Here is an 18,657-nt window from a genome sequence, read left to right on the forward strand (position 1 = left end):
ATGCCTCGCAAGCGCCGCCTCTCGGAGGATGACCTGGCGGTCTGGAAACAGGTCGCGCGGACGACGAATCCGCTGCACCCGAACCGCAAGAAACGTGTTTCGGACCCGGTTGTGACGGCCAAACCCAAGAAGCCGTCCAAGTCGGAGCCGGAACTGAAAGTCGTTACAGAATTCCGAATTGGTCAGGCCGCCCGCTACGATCAGTCAAAGGGGCATGACCTCGGCCATACGTTGGAGCAGCGGCTCGCGGGCCAGCCGGTTCGGATGGACAAGAAGACCTTTGGCCGGATGAAGAAGGGCAAGCTGAAACCAGAGCGCAAGATCGATCTGCACGGGATGACTCTCTCGCAGGCGCATCCGGCCCTGAACCGTTTCATCATGTCCGCCCATGCCGACGGATGCCGGCTCGTGCTGGTAGTGACAGGCAAGGGTGAGGGCAAGGGCAGGCAGGACGACGGTCCGATCCCGACTCCGCGGGGCGTTCTGCGCAACCAGGTGCCGCAATGGCTGCACCTTGCGCCGCTCAGTACGATGGTGTTGCAGGTGATAGACGCCCATATCAGCCATGGCGGCTCAGGCGCCTATTACGTCTACCTTTCCCGCAGGCGGTAGTGTGTTCCGGGCCCCCCGCATCGCCAGGGTCACGATGATGGCCGTGACGATGAAATACCCGGCTATCAACACCATCTGCTTCTCGAACCCGAGCCCTGTATCGATAAGATATCCCGAGACGACCGGACCGATCGCCGAACCGAGGACCATGATCGCAGCGGCAACCGACTTGATCGCTCCAAGGTTTCGCGTGCCGTAAAACTCGGCCCAGAACGCGCTCACGAGGGTCGCGCTTGCGCCAGTAGTCATCCCGACGAGAGCCATTCCGAGCGCAGCGCCGGCCAGACCGTTGCCGAGGCCGAGCACAAGGAAACCAAGCGCCATGGGCAAGGCGAGAAACGGGAGAAGCCGCGCGGTTCCCAGCCGGTCCAGCGCGATCCCGCTGGCCAGCATCATCACTGTGGCGCAGCCCGTGAAAACCGGGAAAAGGGCAACAAAGGAGAGATGGGAAAAGCCCTTGATATCGGCGACATGCACCTGGAAGAAAAACAGCGCCGTGATGAAGGCGGACGGGCCAAGCAAGAGCGGCACCATCGCCCAGAATAGCCAATGCCGCAGCATCTCGTTGCGATGCCAGTGGCGACCTTCCATGCCGGTGGACGATTGGGAGTGCGCGGACTCCGACGGTGTTCGCTCCCGGCGAAGCAACCCCGTCAAGACCGGCACCACCGCAAGGACAAGGAGACCTGCGACGACCCAGAGCGCGCGCCAGCCGAAAACCGGCAGAAGGGCCACAAAGCCCAGCGGAAGCAGCGCTTGCCCGATGGTCACCCCGAGCGTTGCCACCGCGAGCGCCTTTCCCCTGTTTGCATCGAACCAGCGCCCCATGGCGACAATCGCGATGTGAAAGGTCATGCCCTGTCCGGAAAGCCGCAAGGCGTAGATCACGAATGGCAGCGCCCAGGCGGTTGGAATGGCGGCCATCGCCAAACAAGCGGCAGCAAGGATCGGCAGAACAATCAGGGCGAGATCGCGTGCGCGGAACCGGTCGGTAAGCGGGCCGACCCAAAGCATCGTGACAGCCGAAGCCAGTGTCCCAAGCGCGTAGATTGCGCCCCAATCTCCATGGCTCAGCGAAAATGCGGAACGGATTTCACCGGCGAAAACCGAAATGAGAAAGGTCTGGCCGAAGCTGGAAGTCAGCGTCAGCAGGAAGCCTGCGCTGAGCCAGGCCGCATTCTCGCGCAGGAAACCGAGCGGTCTGGCCTGCATGTCAGTAACCCGCTTCCTGGTGGATACGCGCAGGATCTAGGATGATCTCGGTCGCATTTTGCACGGTCAGGATGGTTCCCGGTATGAGACCGGGACGGGTGGTAATGTCGCCTCTGAAGGCCTGCTCTATCCGGTCGGTCCTGGACATCAGCGCGATCAGTGTGGGAGAACTGACAGCGGTCAGATGCGTGTTGCGGGCATCGCCGAACTCGGAGACGTTGATCACGGTGACATCGAGCGAACTGACATCGGCAGCCGAACTGATATTTCCCAGACGCGCCTTCTCTCCGGTCAGGCGTGCCGAGAGCCGCAAGGCCCCGTCTCGGTTCGAAACCAGGATCAGGAATGGTTGCGGCAGCGTGCCAATATCGGCGGCCTGACTGTGGAACAGGTCGATATCGAGATCGGGCGCCATTAGGGCCACGCCGCCGATCCTGTCCCAAGCCTTGCCGCGGCCTCTCAGGGACATCTGCCGCAACGTTTCCATCGTCACCTGGGATCCAAGAGAGTGGGCAAGCAAGACGATGTTCCGACCACCAGCGGCGGCAATTTCCTCGATCAAGGTTTCAAGCCCTCTGCGCGCGAAAAGCACACTGTCGCGGTCATAGGCATATCGGAGCGGGGAGCCGCTCGACGGCCAGGCATAATGGACCGGCAGGGCATTGATACCGAGATCGGAATGGATCTGGGCCGCACGGAAAACGCCATCGGCCATGGTGTTGTTGAAACCATGGATGAATATGAAGACTTCCCCGTTGTATTGCGGGTTTTCAGCCAGCCTCCGCGCGATATCCGCACGAAATTCCGAAGCGGACAAGGGCTGGATCGAACGGGTCAGGAAGTGCCGCTCCGGATCGGGGTTCTTTCCACCGACCTCGACCTTTCCCTCCGCATGCTCGGGCGGGATCGAGATTTCCATACTGGAAAAACGGATCTGCCCGCGACTTGCAGCGCCAAAAGCGCCGCTTTCGTCGCGCTGGCGGGTAGAACCGACAAGGATTTCCACATCTGTACCGATCCCGGACGGGGCCGTGCGTGGGGCGATCTCTGAGCGTCCCGTGCAGGATGCCAGAACGAGCGCCAGGATCACTAGGATCCGTATCGGTGACGATGTATACATGATGCCCGTCTAGACCGTTGATGTGACAGGCGCCATGTATTCGGCAATTCGCCGCGGCCGTTCAGAGGACGTAGCGGCTCAAATCTGCCGACCCGGCCAGTTCGCCAAGGTTCTCGCTGACAAAATCGGCATCCACAGTCACGGCCTGGCCTGGCCGGTCGGGCGCTGTGAAGCTCAACTCCTCGAAAACACGTTCCATGACAGTGTAGAGACGACGCGCGCCGATATTCTCGACGCTGCTATTCACCTCGGCCGCGATGCGGGCCAATGCGGCGATGCCATCTTCGGTGAAATCGACCACCACTTCTTCGGTTGCCATGAGCGCGGTGTATTGGCGGGTAAGCGCATTGTCTGTTTCCGTCAGGATGCGAACGAAATCGTCCTCGGTCAGGGCGCGCAATTCAACGCGGATCGGCAGGCGGCCCTGGAGTTCCGGCAGCAGGTCGGACGGCTTGGCAATGTGGAAAGCGCCGGATGCGATAAAGAGGATATGGTCCGTCTTGACCGGCCCGTGCTTGGTGGAAACCGTGGTCCCCTCGATCAGGGGCAGCAGGTCGCGCTGCACGCCTTCGCGGCTCACATCGCCGCCGCGCGCTTCCTGGCGGGCGCAGACCTTGTCGATCTCATCGAGAAACACGATGCCGTTCTGTTGCACGGATTCCAGAGCCATTCGGGTCACGGCCTCGTCGTCGAGAAGCTTGTCGGCCTCTTCGGAGAGCAACACCTCGTAGCTGTCGGCCACGGACAGGCGGCGTTTCACAGTCCGTCCACCGAACGCCTTGCCGAAGATCGAGCCGAGATCCATCGCACCCATATTCATGCCCGGCTGGCCGGGAACCTCGAACATGGGCATGGAGGGACCGGCATCGGCGACTTCCAGTTCGATGATCGTGTCGTCCAGCTCGCCACTCTTGAGCTTCTTGCGGAACATCTCGCGGGTCTGTTCGCGCGCATCCACGCCGGCGATGGCTTCCAGAACCCGCTCCTCGGCGTTCTGATACGCCTTGGCCTTGACCTCGTCGCGCATGAAATCCCGCGTCTGCTGGATCGCGGTATCAACCAGATCGCGGATAATCTGTTCCACGTCGCGACCGACATAACCGACTTCCGTGAACTTGGTCGCTTCCACCTTGATGAAAGGGGCACGGGCGAGCTTGGCCAGGCGGCGCGAGATCTCTGTCTTGCCGACGCCCGTGGGGCCGATCATCAGGATGTTTTTCGGGTAAACCTCGTCGCGCAGGTCGTCGGAGAGCTGCTTGCGCCGCCAGCGGTTGCGGAGCGCCACGGCCACGGCGCGCTTGGCATCCTTCTGGCCAATGATGAAACGGTCGAGCTCGCTCACGATCTCGCGGGGGGTCAGGTCGGTCATGTTCTCGGCCTTTGCTGGCAATATTGTCGCCTAGGTAGTCACCCCAGCGTCAGACGCAAGCCTTCACGGTTGCCCGGAATCACTTCTCATGCGTTCATTGCCGGGATTTTCGATCCTTTTTTCCCGGACTGACCGGAGTTTGATATGCGCCTGAAAGTTTTTGTCTCGCTGTTGCTTTTTCTCGTTTCGGCCTGTGGAGGCGGGGGAAAGGACAAGGGGGAGGTTTCCAGAACCGGCTCCCGTCCGGTCGCCGTGACCCATCCAGATTTTGGCGATGCCGATCCGCATCCGTGGTCGGGCCGCACACCAAAATCCTATGCCGTGCACGGGCTGGACGTGTCGCGCTGGCAAAGCTCCATCGACTGGGCAACCGCGCGCGAGGCCGGGATTTCCTTTGTCTTCATAAAGGCGACCGAAGGAGTCGAGGAGATCGACCCGATGTTCCAGGAACATTGGCAGAATGCCGGGCGGGCCGGGATTCCGCGCGCGGGCTATCATTTCTATTACTTCTGCGCACCGGCCGAGGCGCAGGCGAAATGGTTCATCGCCAATGTCCCGCGCGAGGCGGGTGGGTTGCCCCATGTACTTGATATGGAATGGAATCCTTATTCGCCCACCTGCACGTTACGACCCGATGGCGCGGTAGTCCGCGCGGAGGCGAAGACATTTCTGGACATATTGGAACGCCATTTCGGCCAGCGGCCCATTCTCTATACATCGGTCGATTTCTGGGAGGACACCGATATTGGAAAGCTCTACGGAACGCGCTTCTGGTTGCGCTCAGTCGCGGACCATCCCTCGAAACGTTTCCCCGGAGCGCAGTGGGACTTCTGGCAATATACCGGCACCGGGCTCGTGCCGGGCGTGTCAGGCAAGGTCGATATCAACGTGTTCCACGGCTCCCAGCAGGCGTGGAAGAGCTACCCGAACTGATCGCCGGTTCAGTCCAAAAAGGTCTTCCAGAGCGCGCCGTCACCGAGCTTTTCCACCAACGCCTGATGCGCGAGGCGTTCCGGCTCCGTCAACTTCGAGGGCAGGGGGGCCGGACGCGGGCGCGGACGCCATGCGGATCCGGAACTGGAGCTGCTCTGGGAATTGGAGGCGAGAGCAAAATCGGGCTGCCGGCCACCAATGAGTTCCAGATAGACATCCGCGAGGATCTCGGAGTCGAGAAGCGCTCCGTGTAGTGTGCGCGAGGAGTTGTCGATGTTGAAGCGGCGGCAAAGCGCGTCCAGCGAGGAGGGGGAACCGGGGAAACGCTTTCGCGCCATTGCCAGCGTGTCCAGCGCCTGTGCCTTTGGCAGTTTCGCAAAGCCCGCCCATTCCAGCTCCGCATTGAGAAATTTCATGTCGAAGGGCGCGTTGTGGATGACCAGCACGGCATCCTGAATGAAATCCATGAAATCCTGCGCGATCGCCTCGAAAAGGGGTTTGTCGGCCAGGAACTCATCGGAGATTCCATGAACTTCATAGGCTTCCGTCGGCATGCTTCGCTGGGGGTTGATATATTGGTGATAGGTGCGGCCGGTGGGAACATGGTTTTCGAGCTCCACGCCGCCGATCTCGACAATCCGGTGGCCATCGTAGGGGTCCAGTCCGGTTGTCTCCGTATCCATCACGATCTCACGCATGCGATTTCCTCAACTCCGTCATCAGCGTCCGAACCTGTGCTCGTGCGCCTTCCAGAGTAGTCGTGTCAATGACCAGATCCGCGCGGGCGCGTTTCTGGGAATCCGGCATCTGTTTCGACAGGATTCGGTGGAATTGTTCAACACTCATGCCGGGGCGGGCAAGGACACGTTTGCGTTGTTCCGCCGCCGGGGCCGAGACGACCACGTTCAGGTCCATCCCTGCGCTCGCGCCGGTCTCGAACAGAAGCGGGATGTCGAGCAGCAGGATCGGCGCATCGGTCGCCGCAATGAACTCGGCGCGATCCTTCGCAAGGAGCGGATGCACGACGGCTTCGATCCGCGCCAGCGCGGTGTCATCCTGGCTGATCCACTCTTTCAATGCCTCGCGGCTCACTGCACCGTCGACGATGGAAGACGGGCAGATGTCGCCGATCGGATCCACTGCGGCACCCCCCGGTGAATAGAGACGGTGCACGGCGGCATCGGCATCCCAGATCGGCACGCCTTCATCCGCGAACATGCCGGCGGTTGTCGACTTTCCCATTCCGATGGAACCGGTCAGTCCGATCAGGAAAGGTTTCGTCATTGAGCGAGCACCGCCTGACGGAGTTCGTCTGTCACTTCGGGCCGGATGCCAAACCAACGCTCGAAACCGGGCGCGGCCTGATGCAGAAGCATTCCGAGACCATCGACAACCCGGCAACCACGCTCGGCTGCGTGCCTGAGAAACGGCGTTTCGAGCGGAGCATAGACGAGATCGTTTACGGTGGCAGCCGGATCGAGCGCATCGAGCGAAACGCGGAATTCCGGCTTGCCGACCATCCCAAGCGAGGTGGTATTCACGACGGTGGCCGCGCCGGCCAGCATCGGACCCGAATGCACCCAATCGTAGACTTCGATCTTGGGCCCGAATTCCGATCTCAACGCTTCGGCGCGACCGCGTGTGCGGTTGGTCAGGCGAATGGTCGGGGCACCGGCATCAATCAGGGCCGTGACGATTGCACGGGCGGCGCCACCGGCGCCGAACACCGCCGCCGGACCCGATTGCGGATCCCAGCCGGGAGCGTTTTGGCGCAGGTTGGCGAGGAAACCATAGCCATCCGTGTTATCAGCGTGAATTCGACCATCTTCGTGGAAAATCAATGTGTTGGCTGCACCGATAAGGGCGGCGCGATCAGTTACCAGGTTGGCAAGGGAAAGCGCTGTCTCCTTGTGCGGGATGGTAACGTTGACGCCGACGAAACCCATCCGGGGGAGCATTTGCAACACCTCGGCCAGATCGGATTGAGCGATATCCATCGGAATGTAGTGGCCCGCCACGCCATACGTCTTCAACCAATGGCCATGCAACCTGGGAGACAACGAATGGGCGACGGGAGATCCGATCACCCCGGCAAGTGGTATTCTGGCAGTCATGTTTCGATCACCCCTCTGAGTGCAAGATGATCTAACAGGGGCAATAACGGAAGCCCAAGGACGGAAAAGAAATCGCCATCGACACGCTCGAAAAAGCGGACACCTTCGGATTCGAGCTGGTAGGCGCCAACACAGTAACGGATCTGGTCCCAGTTCCGCGTGACATAGGAGTCGACATAGCTTTCCGACAACGTTCGCATCTTCATTCGAACCGTTTCTGTGAACCGCCAGACAGGGCGATTGTCTTCGGCCAGCACCGCCGCACTGTGAAGGCGATGTTCCCGGCCCGAAAGCCGCAGAATCTGTTCGCAGGCATCGGCCGAATCAGCGGGCTTGGTCAGGATCGTTCCATCGAGTTCGAGAATCTGGTCGCATCCAAGAACCAGCTTTTCTGGTGCGCGCGCCGACACCCTGAGCGCCTTGAGCTCGGCGAGATGATCGGAGATGTCGCGCGGCGAGAGGCCTTCGGCTTGCATCGCATGGCGCGCGGTCTCTTCGTCGATACGGGCTTTCGCCACCTCGAACGGAACGTGGGCATTGCGCAAGAGCTCGGCCCGGATTTCCGACCCGGACGCAAGACACAGAACTGGCATGTGGATATCCTCGTGGATAGCTCTGGGACTCCGGACTGTAAATCTTGTGACCTGATTGGAAGAAGATTTCCAGTAGGGGACTGGCAGAGCATATCGGGGATTACGGTCACACCCCGTCCACGGTGTGCAGTTTGAGCCGGGTGACTTGGGATGAATCCTGCTGTCCACCGCTGTCCCGGACCCGCACCCAGAACTGTCTACAGCGGGAAATTTTTTAACTATATGAAAAACAGAGAAATAAAATACTTATCCACAGAGTGTGACGAGCCTGTCTGATCTTTTTCACATTGGGGATGACTCGGTGGAGTTTCCAATAATCCACAAATGCACAGGGACTACATCAACAACATCTTTTATTTCTTCTTTTATTTTTTATTTAGGGTAGGTCGGATTTCCTGGGAGGACGACCATGATAGAAGACTGGCTGACCGAATATTATGTCTGGATCAAGTCGCTACACGTGGTCTCCGTGATCGCATGGATGGCGGGTTTGTTCTACTTGCCGCGTCTGTACGTTCATCACACGGAACAGACGACGCCAGGTACCGAGATGGATACCGTCTTCCAGATGATGGAGCGGAAGCTTTTGAAGCTCATCATGAACCCATCCATGATCGCCAGCTGGGTCTTTGGCCTGATGCTGGTGCTGACCCCCGGGATTGTCGACTGGGGCGCTGTGTGGCCTTACACGAAGGCTGTGTCGATCCTGGCAATGACCTGGTTCCATATGTGGCTCGCGGCGCATCGGCGCGACTTCATAGATGGGGATTTCAAGCTGTCAGGGCGCACCTACAGGATCATGAACGAGCTGCCGACGGTCTTGATGCTAATCATCGTCTTCTCGGTCATCGTTCGTTTCTGAAGGGTCCGTGTTGCGTGGGAATTGACTCCATGGCCTGGAGTCCTTAAATGCGCGTCAACGGCAGTCCTGCCAGGTCTCTCCATTCAAATACGAAATCGCCACCGGTTGCGCCGGTGAAGGAATATTATTCATGGCCGAACAATCGCTGACACTCTCCGAACTCAAGGCGCAGAGCCCGAAGGATCTTCTGTCCACGGCAGAGGAGCTGGAGATCGACAACGCCTCCACGATGCGCAAGGGCGACATGATGTTCGCCATTTTGAAGGAGCGTGCCGAGGATGGCTGGGAAATCGCCGGTGATGGCGTTCTGGAAGTCATGCAGGACGGTTTCGGTTTTCTGAGATCGCCGGAAGCAAACTACCTGCCTGGTCCGGACGACATTTACCTGTCGCCCGATATGATCCGGCAATACTCGCTGCGCACGGGCGATACGGTTGATGGCGTGATCCAGGCGCCGCGCGAGAATGAGCGCTATTTCTGCATGACGAAGGTTACGCAGATCAATTTCGAGGACCCCGAACGGGCACGTCATAAGGTCAATTTCGACAACCTGACCCCGCTCTACCCGGATGAACGGTTGAAGATGGAGACGGACGATCCGACGGCGAAGGATCGCTCTGCCCGGATCATCGACCTGGTGGCGCCGATTGGAAAAGGTCAGCGGTGCTTGATCGTGGCGCCTCCGCGGACCGGCAAGACGGTGCTGCTTCAGAACATCGCGCATTCGATCGAGAAGAATCATCCGGAGTGCTACCTGATCGTTCTGCTGATCGATGAGCGCCCGGAAGAAGTGACCGATATGCAGCGGAGCGTGAAGGGCGAGGTGATCTCCTCGACCTTTGACGAGCCTGCGACGCGGCACGTTGCCGTGTCGGAAATGGTGATCGAGAAGGCCAAGCGCTTGGTCGAGCATAAACGAGATGTTGTTATTCTTCTAGACTCTATCACAAGACTTGGTAGGGCATTCAACACAGTCGTGCCGTCTTCGGGCAAGGTTTTGACCGGTGGTGTGGACGCGAATGCGCTGCAACGCCCGAAGCGGTTCTTTGGTGCAGCCCGGAATATCGAAGAAGGTGGGTCGCTTACGATCATCGCGACGGCTCTGATCGACACAGGCAGTCGGATGGACGAAGTGATCTTCGAGGAATTCAAGGGAACGGGTAACTCGGAAATCGTGCTCGATCGTAAGGTTGCGGATAAACGTGTCTTCCCGGCGATGGATATTCTCAAGTCCGGTACCCGGAAGGAAGAGCTTCTGGTCGATAAGGGAGACCTGCAGAAGACGTTTGTCCTGCGTCGGATCCTGAACCCGATGGGTACGACGGATGCGATCGAATTCCTGATCTCGAAGTTGAAGCAGACGAAGTCGAACTCTGATTTCTTCGACTCCATGAACACCTGATACGGGCTACTAGGGGAGAGAAATGGATACGATCTTTGCCCTGGCGACGGCGCCTGGCCGTGCCGGGGTGTCGGTGGTACGTGTTTCGGGCCCGAGAGCCTGGGAGATATGTCGTCTCCTTGCCGGAGATGTCCCGGCACCTCGCCGGGCCTCTTTGCGTCGATTGGTTAGTTCCGGTGTCGTGATTGATGAGGCTTTGATTTTGGCTTTTTCGGCTGGCGAGAGCTTTACCGGAGAAGAAGTTGTCGAATTTCAGACCCATGGCAGTCCTGCCGTCGTCGGATTCTTACTGAAGACTCTCTCGGCACAAGAGGGAGCGCGGGTTGCCGAGCCCGGTGAGTTCACGCGTCGGGCACTGGAGAACGGACGTTTGGACCTCGCGGAGGTCGAGGGGCTTTCGGATCTCTTGACCGCGGAGACGGAAGCGCAAAGACGTCAGGCATTTCGGATTTTCGATGGCGAGCTCGGCCGGCAAGTCGAGATCTGGAGATCCAAACTGCTGAGATCGGCGGCCTTGGTCGAGTCCACGATTGATTTCGCGGATGAAGAGGTGCCGGAGAATGTGTCACCCGAAGTGGAAAGCTTGTTGCGATCTCTTCGGAACGAGTTTGCCCGAGAAATTGAGGGAGTCGCTGTTTCAGAGCGTCTCCGATCCGGTTTTGAGGTCGCAATTGTTGGTCCGCCGAACGCTGGTAAGTCGACCTTGCTGAATCGTCTGGCGGGTCGTGACGCAGCGATTACGTCTGAAATCGCGGGTACGACTCGAGATGTGATCGAGGTCCGCATGGATATCGACGGGCTTCCGGTGACATTCCTGGATACAGCAGGATTGCGTGAAACAGAGGATGTCGTTGAAGCAATCGGCGTTCAGCGGGCGCTTGATCGGGCAAACCAAGCGGATCTTCGGGTTGTTCTGGGGGTGGCAAGTCCGGGTTTGAAACTGGAGCCCGAGGATCTGGTTTTGATCCCGAAATCTGATCTTTTGGATGAGGCGGTAGAAAACCCGATTTCCGGGGTGACGGGTGAAGGTGTTACCGATCTTTTGGAGCAGATTTCCGCGGTTCTTGGCAAGCGCGTTTCCCAAGCGCATCTTGCTACGCATCTTCGTCATCAAGAGGCATTGCAAATTGCGGTCGAATCCCTAGATCATGCGCTCGACTACCTGGCGCTGGAATCGGGCTTGGAGGAACTGGTTGCGGAAACGATAAGGGCAGCCATTCGGAGCGTTGATGCCTTGGTGGGTCGCATTGGCGTCGAAGATGTCCTCGGCGAGATCTTCAGAAACTTCTGCATTGGAAAGTGAGGATGTTTCACGTGAAACAGGACTATGATGTCATCGTTGTTGGTGGTGGACATGCCGGTTGTGAAGCCGCTTCCGCTGCGGCGAGGGCCGGTGCCAAGGTTGCGCTGGTTACTCTGAAGGCGACGGATCTTGGAGTCATGTCCTGCAACCCAGCGATCGGCGGGCTTGGGAAAGGCCATCTTGTCCGCGAGGTCGATGCGCTAGACGGTTTGATGGGGCGCGTTGCTGACCGCTCGGGAATCCAGTTTCGGCTACTGAATCGGAAGAAAGGGCCGGCGGTTCAAGGCCCGCGCGCACAGTCCGACCGAAAGCTGTACGCGGAAGCCATGACCTCAGAGATTGCGGGTACAGACGGCCTTGATCTCGTGACGGCTGAGGTTTGTGGGCTCTTGGAAGAGAACCGGCGTATTTCCGGGATCTCCGTTTCAGATGGCAGTGAAATTCGCGCTGCGGCCGTTGTCTTGACGACTGGTACATTTCTGAACGGAACGATCCATATCGGAGATAGAAAGCACGCTGGAGGCCGGATCGGAGACCGTAACTCGGTCCTGTTGGCAGATCAGATACGTGGCTTCGATCTGCCCATTGGCCGATTGAAAACTGGTACACCTCCGAGACTGGATGGGCGTACGATCAATTGGAGCATTCTGGAGTCTCAACCGGGAGATCTTGATCCGTCGATGTTCTCCTTCCTGTCGACGAGACCGATTGCCAGGCAAATCTCTTGCGGAATCACCCATACGAACGCCGCTACGCACGATATCATACGAGCCAATCTGGACCGATCAGCTATGTATGGTGGGCATATAGAAGGTGTTGGCCCCAGATATTGTCCCTCCATCGAAGACAAGGTGGTTCGGTTTTCTTTGAAAGACTCTCACCAGATTTTCCTGGAGCCGGAGGGATTGGACGATTTCACTGTCTATCCAAACGGAATCTCTACATCCCTGCCGGAAGATGTTCAGGAGGCATATGTTCATTCCATTCGTGGACTTGAGGATGTTCGGATCCTTCAACCGGGTTATGCCATCGAGTATGACTATATTGATCCGAGGAGTTTGGACCATTGTTTGGCTCTGCGACACCTCTCTGGGCTTTTTCTTGCAGGACAGATTAACGGAACCACCGGGTACGAAGAAGCGGCGGCTCAAGGCTTGGTTGCAGGGTTGAACGCGGCGCGGCATGCTAGGCAACTGGAACCGGTTACTTTCGATCGAAGCGAAAGCTACATTGGTGTGATGGTTGACGATCTGATCACCCAAGGTGTTATCGAGCCATACCGGATGTTTACCTCAAGGGCGGAGTACCGTCTGTCTTTGAGAGCGGACAATGCCGACCAGAGATTGACGCCTTTAGCCATCTCACTGGGGATTGCTTCCCGGCAACGAGCCGAGGCTTTCGACAAGAAGCTCTCGAAAATCAAGGCGGCAAAGGAATTACTTGGTACCCATATGGTCAGTTCAAGGGAACTGGGTGGGGTAGGTGTCAAGGTAAACTTGGACGGTCCCAAGAGGTCGGGCTTGGATTCGTTGACTCTTCCCGGGGCAAGTGTGGAAGGACTATCGCCCTTGATTCCGGGCTTGGATCAGATTGACCGGGATATCCTGGAGCAGGTTGAGCGAGACTCGCTCTATAAAAATTACATCGATCGACAGCAGAAGGACGTTGAAGCCTTGAAAAAGGACGAGGCTTGGATCATTCCAGATGGTTTTTCTTATGACGGTCTTGATGGCCTTTCCAATGAACTGCGAAGCAAACTTGAGAATGTGCGCCCGCGGACTTTGGCTCAGGCGGGTCGCATAGGAGGCATGACTCCGGCTGCTCTGACCCTGATCCTTGCACATATCCGGCGCGGGGAACGCCGGCGTGCCTGAACTTGAACGCTTGATGACAGACACGCTCGGGCTCAATGTTTCACGTGAAACACTCGATCGCTTGAGAACCCACCTTGAGTTGCTTCGGAAGTGGAACCCGAAGATCAATCTCGTGTCCCCTTCGACACTTGCTATAGGTGCTGTCAGGCATATTGCAGATTCCGCGCAATTGATGAACTGCATCACAGGAGGCGAAAGCTCTTGGCTCGACTTCGGATCGGGCGGAGGATTTCCAGGTCTCGTCTGCGCCATCCTCGCACAGGAGTTGGCGCCGGATCTCAGGTTCACCCTGGTCGAGAGCGACAAGAGAAAATCGGCGTTCCTTCTTAACACTTCCCGAGCCATCGATCTGAAAGTGACCATTCTGGCAAAGAGAATCGAAGATGTGCCACCTCAAAACGCGGACATCATCTCGGCCCGCGCTGTGGCGAACCTAGCGAAACTCCTGGAATACGCGAAGCCGCACCTTTCAGATGTCGGAAAGTGTATTTTTCCAAAGGGGGAGCGCTTTGAGGACGAGCTACGCGATGCCCGAAAGCAGTGGAACTTCAAGTTGTCGCAAAAGCCAAGTATAACCGACGACAACGCAGCCATTTTGGTGCTTGGAGATATCGCCCGTGTCTGACAGATCAAGGCCGAATTCGGCAAAAATCATTGCTGTCGCCAACCAGAAAGGCGGGGTGGGAAAGACCACAACGACGATCAATCTAGGCGCTGCTCTGGCCGAAACCGGTCATAAAGTACTGATTGTCGATCTGGATCCGCAGGGAAACGCCTCAACAGGTTTGGGTGTCTCTGCTTCGGATCGTGGTATGACAACCTATGATCTGTTGCTTGAGGACGCTCCAATCTCCTCGATCGTTCAGCAAACCGATATTGCAAACCTGTCGCTCGCGCCTTCCACAACCGATCTCAGTTCTGCCGATATCGAGCTTGTTTCCAACGAAAGAAGGAGCTTCCTCCTTCACGACGCCTTGCGAAAACCGAGTTTTAACGAATTTGGTTACGATCATGTTCTCATCGATTGTCCACCGTCGTTGAACCTTTTGACTGTCAATGCAATGGTGGCAGCCCACTCCGTATTGGTTCCGCTCCAGAGCGAGTTTTACGCCCTCGAAGGGTTGTCGCAACTTATGATGACTTTACGGGAGGTTCGACAGACGGCCAATCCCGATCTCCGCATCGAAGGCGTACTCCTGACGATGTATGACATAAGAAACAACTTGTCGCTTCAAGTCGAACAGGATGCGCGCGAAGCTTTGGGTGACCTCGTGTTTCAGACTCGGATACCGCGCAATGTGCGCATCAGTGAAGCGCCCAGCTTCGCCCAGTCAGTCCTTGAATACGACACGCGCTCCAAAGGAAGCGTGGCGTACCGGGAGCTCGCGCAGGAAATGGTCTCTCGCAGTGTTGGATCATCGCTTTAAACCGGGGTGAAAATGGAAAAGAAAAGCAGAAAAACCAGAGGATTGGGCCGTGGCCTTTCAGCCCTGATGGCCGACGTCTCTATGGACTCGTCGGATCCGACGAATGCAACACCGGTTGCGGCCGAACGGACCTTGCCAATCGAAAGCCTTGTTGCGAACCCCGATCAGCCCAGAAAAGACTTCTCACCAACGGCATTGCAGGAACTATGTGATTCCATTCGCGAAAAGGGGATCATCCAACCCCTGATTGTACGCGAGAATCCCCGCGACAAGTCTCAATACGAGATCGTAGCCGGCGAGCGCCGTTGGCGGGCCGCTCAGATGGCGCAAGTGCATGATATTCCTGTTGTTATCCGGGAACTAGATGACACGGAAGTCCTGGAAATCGCGATAATCGAGAACGTGCAGAGAGCCGATCTGAACGCGATCGAGGAGGGTCTGGGTTATCGCCAGTTGATCGAGCGCTTTGGACATACCCAGGAAAAACTGGCTCAGGCGCTCGGAAAAAGCCGCAGCCATATCGCGAACGTAATGCGACTGCTGCAATTGCCGGACGAAGTGCAGGGAATGCTCCGCGAAGGAAAGATTTCTGCTGGACATGCCAGGGCAATCATCACATCGGACGAGCCTTCTGCTCTCGCGCGCCGGGTCATTTCCAAGGGTCTGTCCGTTCGCGAAACGGAAGCTCTAGCCAAAAGATCAGATCCAGCCAGGCAACCTAAGCCTATCAACAAAAGACAACCGCCGCAGAAAGATGCGGACACGCGGGCACTTGAGTCGGATTTATCCGCCAATCTTCGAATGAAGGTTTCGATTGATCATCTGGACGTAGATGGCTCCGGACAAATGGTCATCCGTTACCGATCGTTGGACCAACTCGATGCGCTGTGTCAGTTGCTTTCGACGAGCCCGTTGGACGAGTCCATACAAACAACGAGACCGCGCTCAGGATTACAGCCTGGACAGCGATGATCCAGAATGCGAATCCGAAGCCAAAGGAGAGAAGTAGCACCAACAGGATCGACAAGGTTGCGAGACTCTTGCTTCGGCGAGATATCGCGCCATATTCGCGCCAATCTGCAATGGTTGGCCCGAAAAGCGCATGATCGAGCAACCAGTCATGCAGCCTTTCTGAAGACCGCGAAAAGCAGAACGCTGCGAGTAGGACAAAAGGAACTGTAGGCAACAGGGGCAAAAAGGCCCCCACAACGCCAAGCGCGAGAGAAGTTCCTCCCGCCAAGAGCCAAAGAACCTTCATGTCTGCCCCGCAAGAAGCTCTCGCAAAACGGCATTCAGTATAGAACGGCCGCGTTCCGTCGTCCGTACCCGGTCAGCAGTCCAGCAGATCATCCCGCTGTCCTCCATCTCTCTCAGCCGCTCGGGCATTCCCGCGTCGGCCCCAAGCATCATCAACCGTTCGAAAGATATCCCCACCGTCAGGCGCAACCCCATCATCAGGTATTCCTCTGCACGATCCTGCGGAGTGAGCCGCTCCTTTACCCAACATGGGGTATCGCGCGTCTCGCTTTCTTCGAGCCATTTCGCCGGGTTCGATGGCGCCACGCTAGCCCACCGGTTGTCATCAATGGTCAAGCGCCCATGTGCGCCTGGGCCAATCCCTAGGTAATCTCCACCAGTCCAATACAATATATTGTGGCGGCTTTCGGAGCCTTTCCGCGCGAAATTGGATATCTCATAAAGCTCCAACCCCGCTCTCGCACACAGATCCACCGTCAGATCATACATGTCCGCCGAAAGATCCTCGTCCGGCAAGCCGTGCAATCCACCGGCTGCAAAACGCCGCCCGAACGCCGTTTCTGGCTCGATTGTCAGTTGGTACAGCGAGAGATGATCGATTGCCATTTCCAACGCGCGTTCCAACTCTCCGCGCCACGCATCCAGGGATTGGTCCTGTCGCGCGTAGATCAGGTCAAAGGAAACACGCGAAAAGGTATTTCTTGCAATTTCAAAGGCTTTCCTGGCTTCTGCCGCTGAATGCAGCCGCCCTAGCCGGGCCAGATCATCGTCATTCAGAGACTGAACACCCAGCGACACCCGGTTAACGCCGGCATCCCGAAACCCTTCAAACTTTCCGGCCTCGACCGAAGATGGGTTGGCTTCCAGCGTGACTTCCAAATCGTTGGAAACAGGCCAGGTCTTTCGAATTTCCTCGAGGATCAGTCCCACCGTCTCCGGCGCCATCAAGCTCGGCGTGCCGCCACCGAAAAAGATCGAATCGAGCTTCCTGTCCGGAACAATCTCCGCCGCGGCGCGGATCTGGCGAACATATGCTGCGGCCCACCGAACCTGGTCGATGGATGCCGCAACATGGGAGTTGAAATCGCAATAAGGGCATTTGGACTGGCAGAACGGCCAGTGCAAATACAGGCCGAAGCCCGCGTTCTGCCAATCAGCTACCGGCAAAACATCCGTCGACCAGCTTGGCGAACGCATCTGCGCGATGGCTCATGCCATGTTTCCGTTCGGGATCCATTTCACCGAAGGTTTCGGTTTCGCCCACGGGTTGGAACATCGGATCGAAGCCGAACCCATGTTCACCCCGCAGTGGCCACACCAGATGTCCCTCTACACGCCCATCGAAGATCTCGTCATGTCCGTCCGGCCAGGCAAGGCACAAAACACAATGAAAACGGGCCGTTCTGGGCTCCGGCGCCGCGATCTTCTCGCAATTGTCCCAAACCTTCTTCATCGCCATCTTGAAGTCGCGCCCATTCGGCGTCTCGGCCCAGTCGGCGGTATAGACACCGGGCGAACCATTCAACGCATCCACGCTCAGGCCACTGTCGTCTGACAGGGCCGGCAGGCCGCTGGCCCGCGCCGCGGCATGGGCCTTGATGCGGGCATTGCCAGCAAAGCTGTCTTCCGTCTCCTCGGGTTCCGCGAGCCCAAGCTCTCCGGCGGATTTTACCGAAACCCCGAACGGCGCCAGCAACTGGCCGATCTCGCGAATCTTGCCCGCGTTATGGGACGCGATCACCAGTTCTTTACCTTCAAAGTGACGCATCTCAGCCCTCCACGGCAGCTTTCTGCGCGCTGACCAACTCGGCGATTCCACTCTCGGCCAGGTCCATCAGCGTCGTCAGCTCCTCGCGTCCGAAGGTCGCGCCTTCCGCAGATGCCTGAACTTCGATCAAACGTCCGCGACCGGTCATCACGAAATTGGCGTCCGTTCCGGCCTCGCTGTCCTCCGGATAGTCGAGATCGACAACCGGTTGACCCCCGTAAACCCCGCAGGAGACCGCCGCCACGTGATCCGTCATCGGATCGGACAGAACGTCACCGGCCTTGATAAGCTTGTTGACCGCAAGCCGAAGCGCTACCCAGCCACCGGTGATCGAGGCACACCGCGTGCCGCCATCGGCCTGGATAACGTCGCAATCAATCACGATCTGCCGTTCGCCCAACGCAACCCTGTCAACGCCTGCCCGAAGAGACCGACCTATAAGCCTTTGAATTTCTTTTGTTCTTCCAGACTGACCGCGTTTGGCCTCGCGGTTCATCCGGCTATGGGTGGCGCGCGGAAGCATCCCGTATTCCGCCGTTACCCAGCCGAGTCCCGAGTTTTTCAAAAACGGAGGTACCCGTGTGTCGATCGTCGCGGTACACAGCACATGCGTATCGCCGCATTTGATGAGGCATGAGCCTTCCGCGTGCCGGGTCACTCCGGTCTCGATCGAAATCTCTCTCATCTGGTTTACGTCTCGGCCGGACGGGCGCATGGGCTTTCTCCTTCTCGCGTTGCCCTCCTCTAGGCTTGGAGTGCTCAAGGATGCAACCCCGATTGACCCCGGACCCATTCGGTACCTAAATCATAG

Annotated in this window: 19 protein-coding genes and 1 pseudogene; 9 read left to right on the forward strand and 11 right to left on the reverse strand. The window is 57.8% G+C overall.

Features of this window, described 5'->3' with window-relative positions:
- Positions 1 to 612, forward strand: a complete 612-nt coding sequence (locus tag BLR85_RS04990; protein ID WP_093150819.1) for a Smr/MutS family protein — start codon at positions 1 to 3, stop codon at positions 610 to 612.
- On the opposite strand, the gene BLR85_RS04995 is transcribed toward BLR85_RS04990, so the two are convergent.
- The 3 genes from BLR85_RS04995 to hslU form a co-directional block, all read right to left on the reverse strand.
- Positions 574 to 1,824: an MFS transporter gene (locus BLR85_RS04995; protein ID WP_093150823.1), complete on the reverse strand. Its 1,251-nt coding sequence runs from the start codon at positions 1,822 to 1,824 to the stop codon at positions 574 to 576. The genes BLR85_RS04990 and BLR85_RS04995 overlap by 39 nt on opposite strands.
- A gap of 1 nt (position 1,825) precedes the next feature.
- Complete coding sequence (locus tag BLR85_RS05000; protein ID WP_093150828.1) at positions 1,826 to 2,944, reverse strand: alpha/beta hydrolase; 1,119 nt, start codon at positions 2,942 to 2,944, stop codon at positions 1,826 to 1,828.
- 61 nt (positions 2,945 to 3,005) lie between these two features.
- Positions 3,006 to 4,313 (reverse strand): ATP-dependent protease ATPase subunit HslU, encoded by a 1,308-nt coding sequence (gene hslU / locus BLR85_RS05005; RefSeq protein ID WP_068307828.1) that lies wholly within the window; start codon positions 4,311 to 4,313, stop codon positions 3,006 to 3,008.
- A 144-nt stretch (positions 4,314 to 4,457) separates the two neighbouring features.
- Here hslU and BLR85_RS05010 point away from each other — a divergent pair, with 144 nt between their 5' ends.
- Complete coding sequence (locus BLR85_RS05010; RefSeq protein ID WP_093150833.1) at positions 4,458 to 5,246, forward strand: glycoside hydrolase family 25 protein; 789 nt, start codon at positions 4,458 to 4,460, stop codon at positions 5,244 to 5,246.
- Positions 5,247 to 5,254: 8 nt separating this feature from the next.
- Here BLR85_RS05010 and dnaQ read toward each other — a convergent pair whose 3' ends face one another.
- From dnaQ to BLR85_RS05030, 4 genes are read right to left on the reverse strand one after another with little or no spacing between them, the layout of a single operon-like run.
- Positions 5,255 to 5,944, reverse strand: a complete 690-nt coding sequence (gene dnaQ / locus BLR85_RS05015; RefSeq protein WP_093150838.1) for a DNA polymerase III subunit epsilon — start codon at positions 5,942 to 5,944, stop codon at positions 5,255 to 5,257.
- On the reverse strand, positions 5,937 to 6,530 hold the full coding sequence (coaE, locus tag BLR85_RS05020) for a dephospho-CoA kinase (RefSeq protein WP_093150842.1): 594 nt from the start codon (positions 6,528 to 6,530) through the stop codon (positions 5,937 to 5,939). The genes dnaQ and coaE overlap by 8 nt, the downstream gene beginning before the upstream one ends.
- On the reverse strand, positions 6,527 to 7,360 hold the full coding sequence (locus BLR85_RS05025) for a shikimate dehydrogenase (protein WP_093150846.1): 834 nt from the start codon (positions 7,358 to 7,360) through the stop codon (positions 6,527 to 6,529). The genes coaE and BLR85_RS05025 overlap by 4 nt, the downstream gene beginning before the upstream one ends.
- Complete coding sequence (locus BLR85_RS05030) at positions 7,357 to 7,953, reverse strand: Maf family protein (RefSeq protein WP_093150850.1); 597 nt, start codon at positions 7,951 to 7,953, stop codon at positions 7,357 to 7,359. Before BLR85_RS05030 ends, BLR85_RS05025 begins: the two co-directional genes overlap by 4 nt.
- Before the next feature lie 409 nt (positions 7,954 to 8,362).
- On the opposite strand from BLR85_RS05030, the gene BLR85_RS05035 reads away from it, so the two are divergent.
- The 7 genes from BLR85_RS05035 (at position 8,363) to BLR85_RS05065 (ending at position 15,793) form a co-directional block, all read left to right on the forward strand.
- Positions 8,363 to 8,815, forward strand: coding sequence for a CopD family protein (locus BLR85_RS05035; protein WP_093150854.1), 453 nt, complete (start codon positions 8,363 to 8,365; stop codon positions 8,813 to 8,815).
- Positions 8,816 to 8,945: 130 nt separating this feature from the next.
- Positions 8,946 to 10,217, forward strand: a complete 1,272-nt coding sequence (rho, locus tag BLR85_RS05040; protein WP_093150857.1) for a transcription termination factor Rho — start codon at positions 8,946 to 8,948, stop codon at positions 10,215 to 10,217.
- A 22-nt stretch (positions 10,218 to 10,239) separates the two neighbouring features.
- Positions 10,240 to 11,520, forward strand: a complete 1,281-nt coding sequence (gene mnmE / locus BLR85_RS05045; protein WP_093150861.1) for a tRNA uridine-5-carboxymethylaminomethyl(34) synthesis GTPase MnmE — start codon at positions 10,240 to 10,242, stop codon at positions 11,518 to 11,520.
- Positions 11,521 to 11,522: 2 nt separating this feature from the next.
- Positions 11,523 to 13,394 carry a tRNA uridine-5-carboxymethylaminomethyl(34) synthesis enzyme MnmG gene (mnmG, locus tag BLR85_RS05050; protein ID WP_093150865.1) on the forward strand — a complete coding sequence of 624 codons (1,872 nt, stop codon included), beginning with the start codon at positions 11,523 to 11,525 and terminating at the stop codon, positions 13,392 to 13,394.
- Positions 13,387 to 14,019, forward strand: a complete 633-nt coding sequence (rsmG, locus tag BLR85_RS05055; protein ID WP_244520606.1) for a 16S rRNA (guanine(527)-N(7))-methyltransferase RsmG — start codon at positions 13,387 to 13,389, stop codon at positions 14,017 to 14,019. The genes mnmG and rsmG overlap by 8 nt, the downstream gene beginning before the upstream one ends.
- Entirely contained in the window at positions 14,012 to 14,821 is an 810-nt protein-coding gene (locus BLR85_RS05060; protein WP_093150869.1) for a ParA family protein, read from the forward strand. Before rsmG ends, BLR85_RS05060 begins: the two co-directional genes overlap by 8 nt.
- A gap of 12 nt (positions 14,822 to 14,833) precedes the next feature.
- Positions 14,834 to 15,793 (forward strand): ParB/RepB/Spo0J family partition protein, encoded by a 960-nt coding sequence (locus BLR85_RS05065; RefSeq protein WP_093150874.1) that lies wholly within the window; start codon positions 14,834 to 14,836, stop codon positions 15,791 to 15,793.
- Here the strand turns inward: BLR85_RS05065 and BLR85_RS05070 are convergent.
- The 4 genes and pseudogenes from BLR85_RS05070 to rph all read right to left on the reverse strand — a co-directional run.
- Positions 15,792 to 16,079 (reverse strand): annotated as a pseudogene (locus BLR85_RS05070) (YbaN family protein); the annotation flags it as partial. The gene BLR85_RS05065 and the pseudogene BLR85_RS05070 overlap by 2 nt on opposite strands.
- Positions 16,076 to 17,275: a radical SAM family heme chaperone HemW gene (gene hemW, locus BLR85_RS05075; protein ID WP_093150878.1), complete on the reverse strand. Its 1,200-nt coding sequence runs from the start codon at positions 17,273 to 17,275 to the stop codon at positions 16,076 to 16,078. The gene hemW and the pseudogene BLR85_RS05070, both read right to left, overlap by 4 nt.
- Positions 17,232 to 17,846 (reverse strand): RdgB/HAM1 family non-canonical purine NTP pyrophosphatase, encoded by a 615-nt coding sequence (gene rdgB / locus BLR85_RS05080; protein ID WP_093150880.1) that lies wholly within the window; start codon positions 17,844 to 17,846, stop codon positions 17,232 to 17,234. Before rdgB ends, hemW begins: the two co-directional genes overlap by 44 nt.
- 1 nt (position 17,847) lies before the next feature.
- Positions 17,848 to 18,561 (reverse strand): ribonuclease PH, encoded by a 714-nt coding sequence (gene rph / locus BLR85_RS05085; protein WP_093150884.1) that lies wholly within the window; start codon positions 18,559 to 18,561, stop codon positions 17,848 to 17,850.
- Positions 18,562 to 18,657 lie beyond the last annotated feature (96 nt).

This window comes from Aliiruegeria lutimaris (genome assembly GCF_900099935.1).
GTDB classification, from domain to species: domain Bacteria; phylum Pseudomonadota; class Alphaproteobacteria; order Rhodobacterales; family Rhodobacteraceae; genus Tropicimonas; species Tropicimonas lutimaris.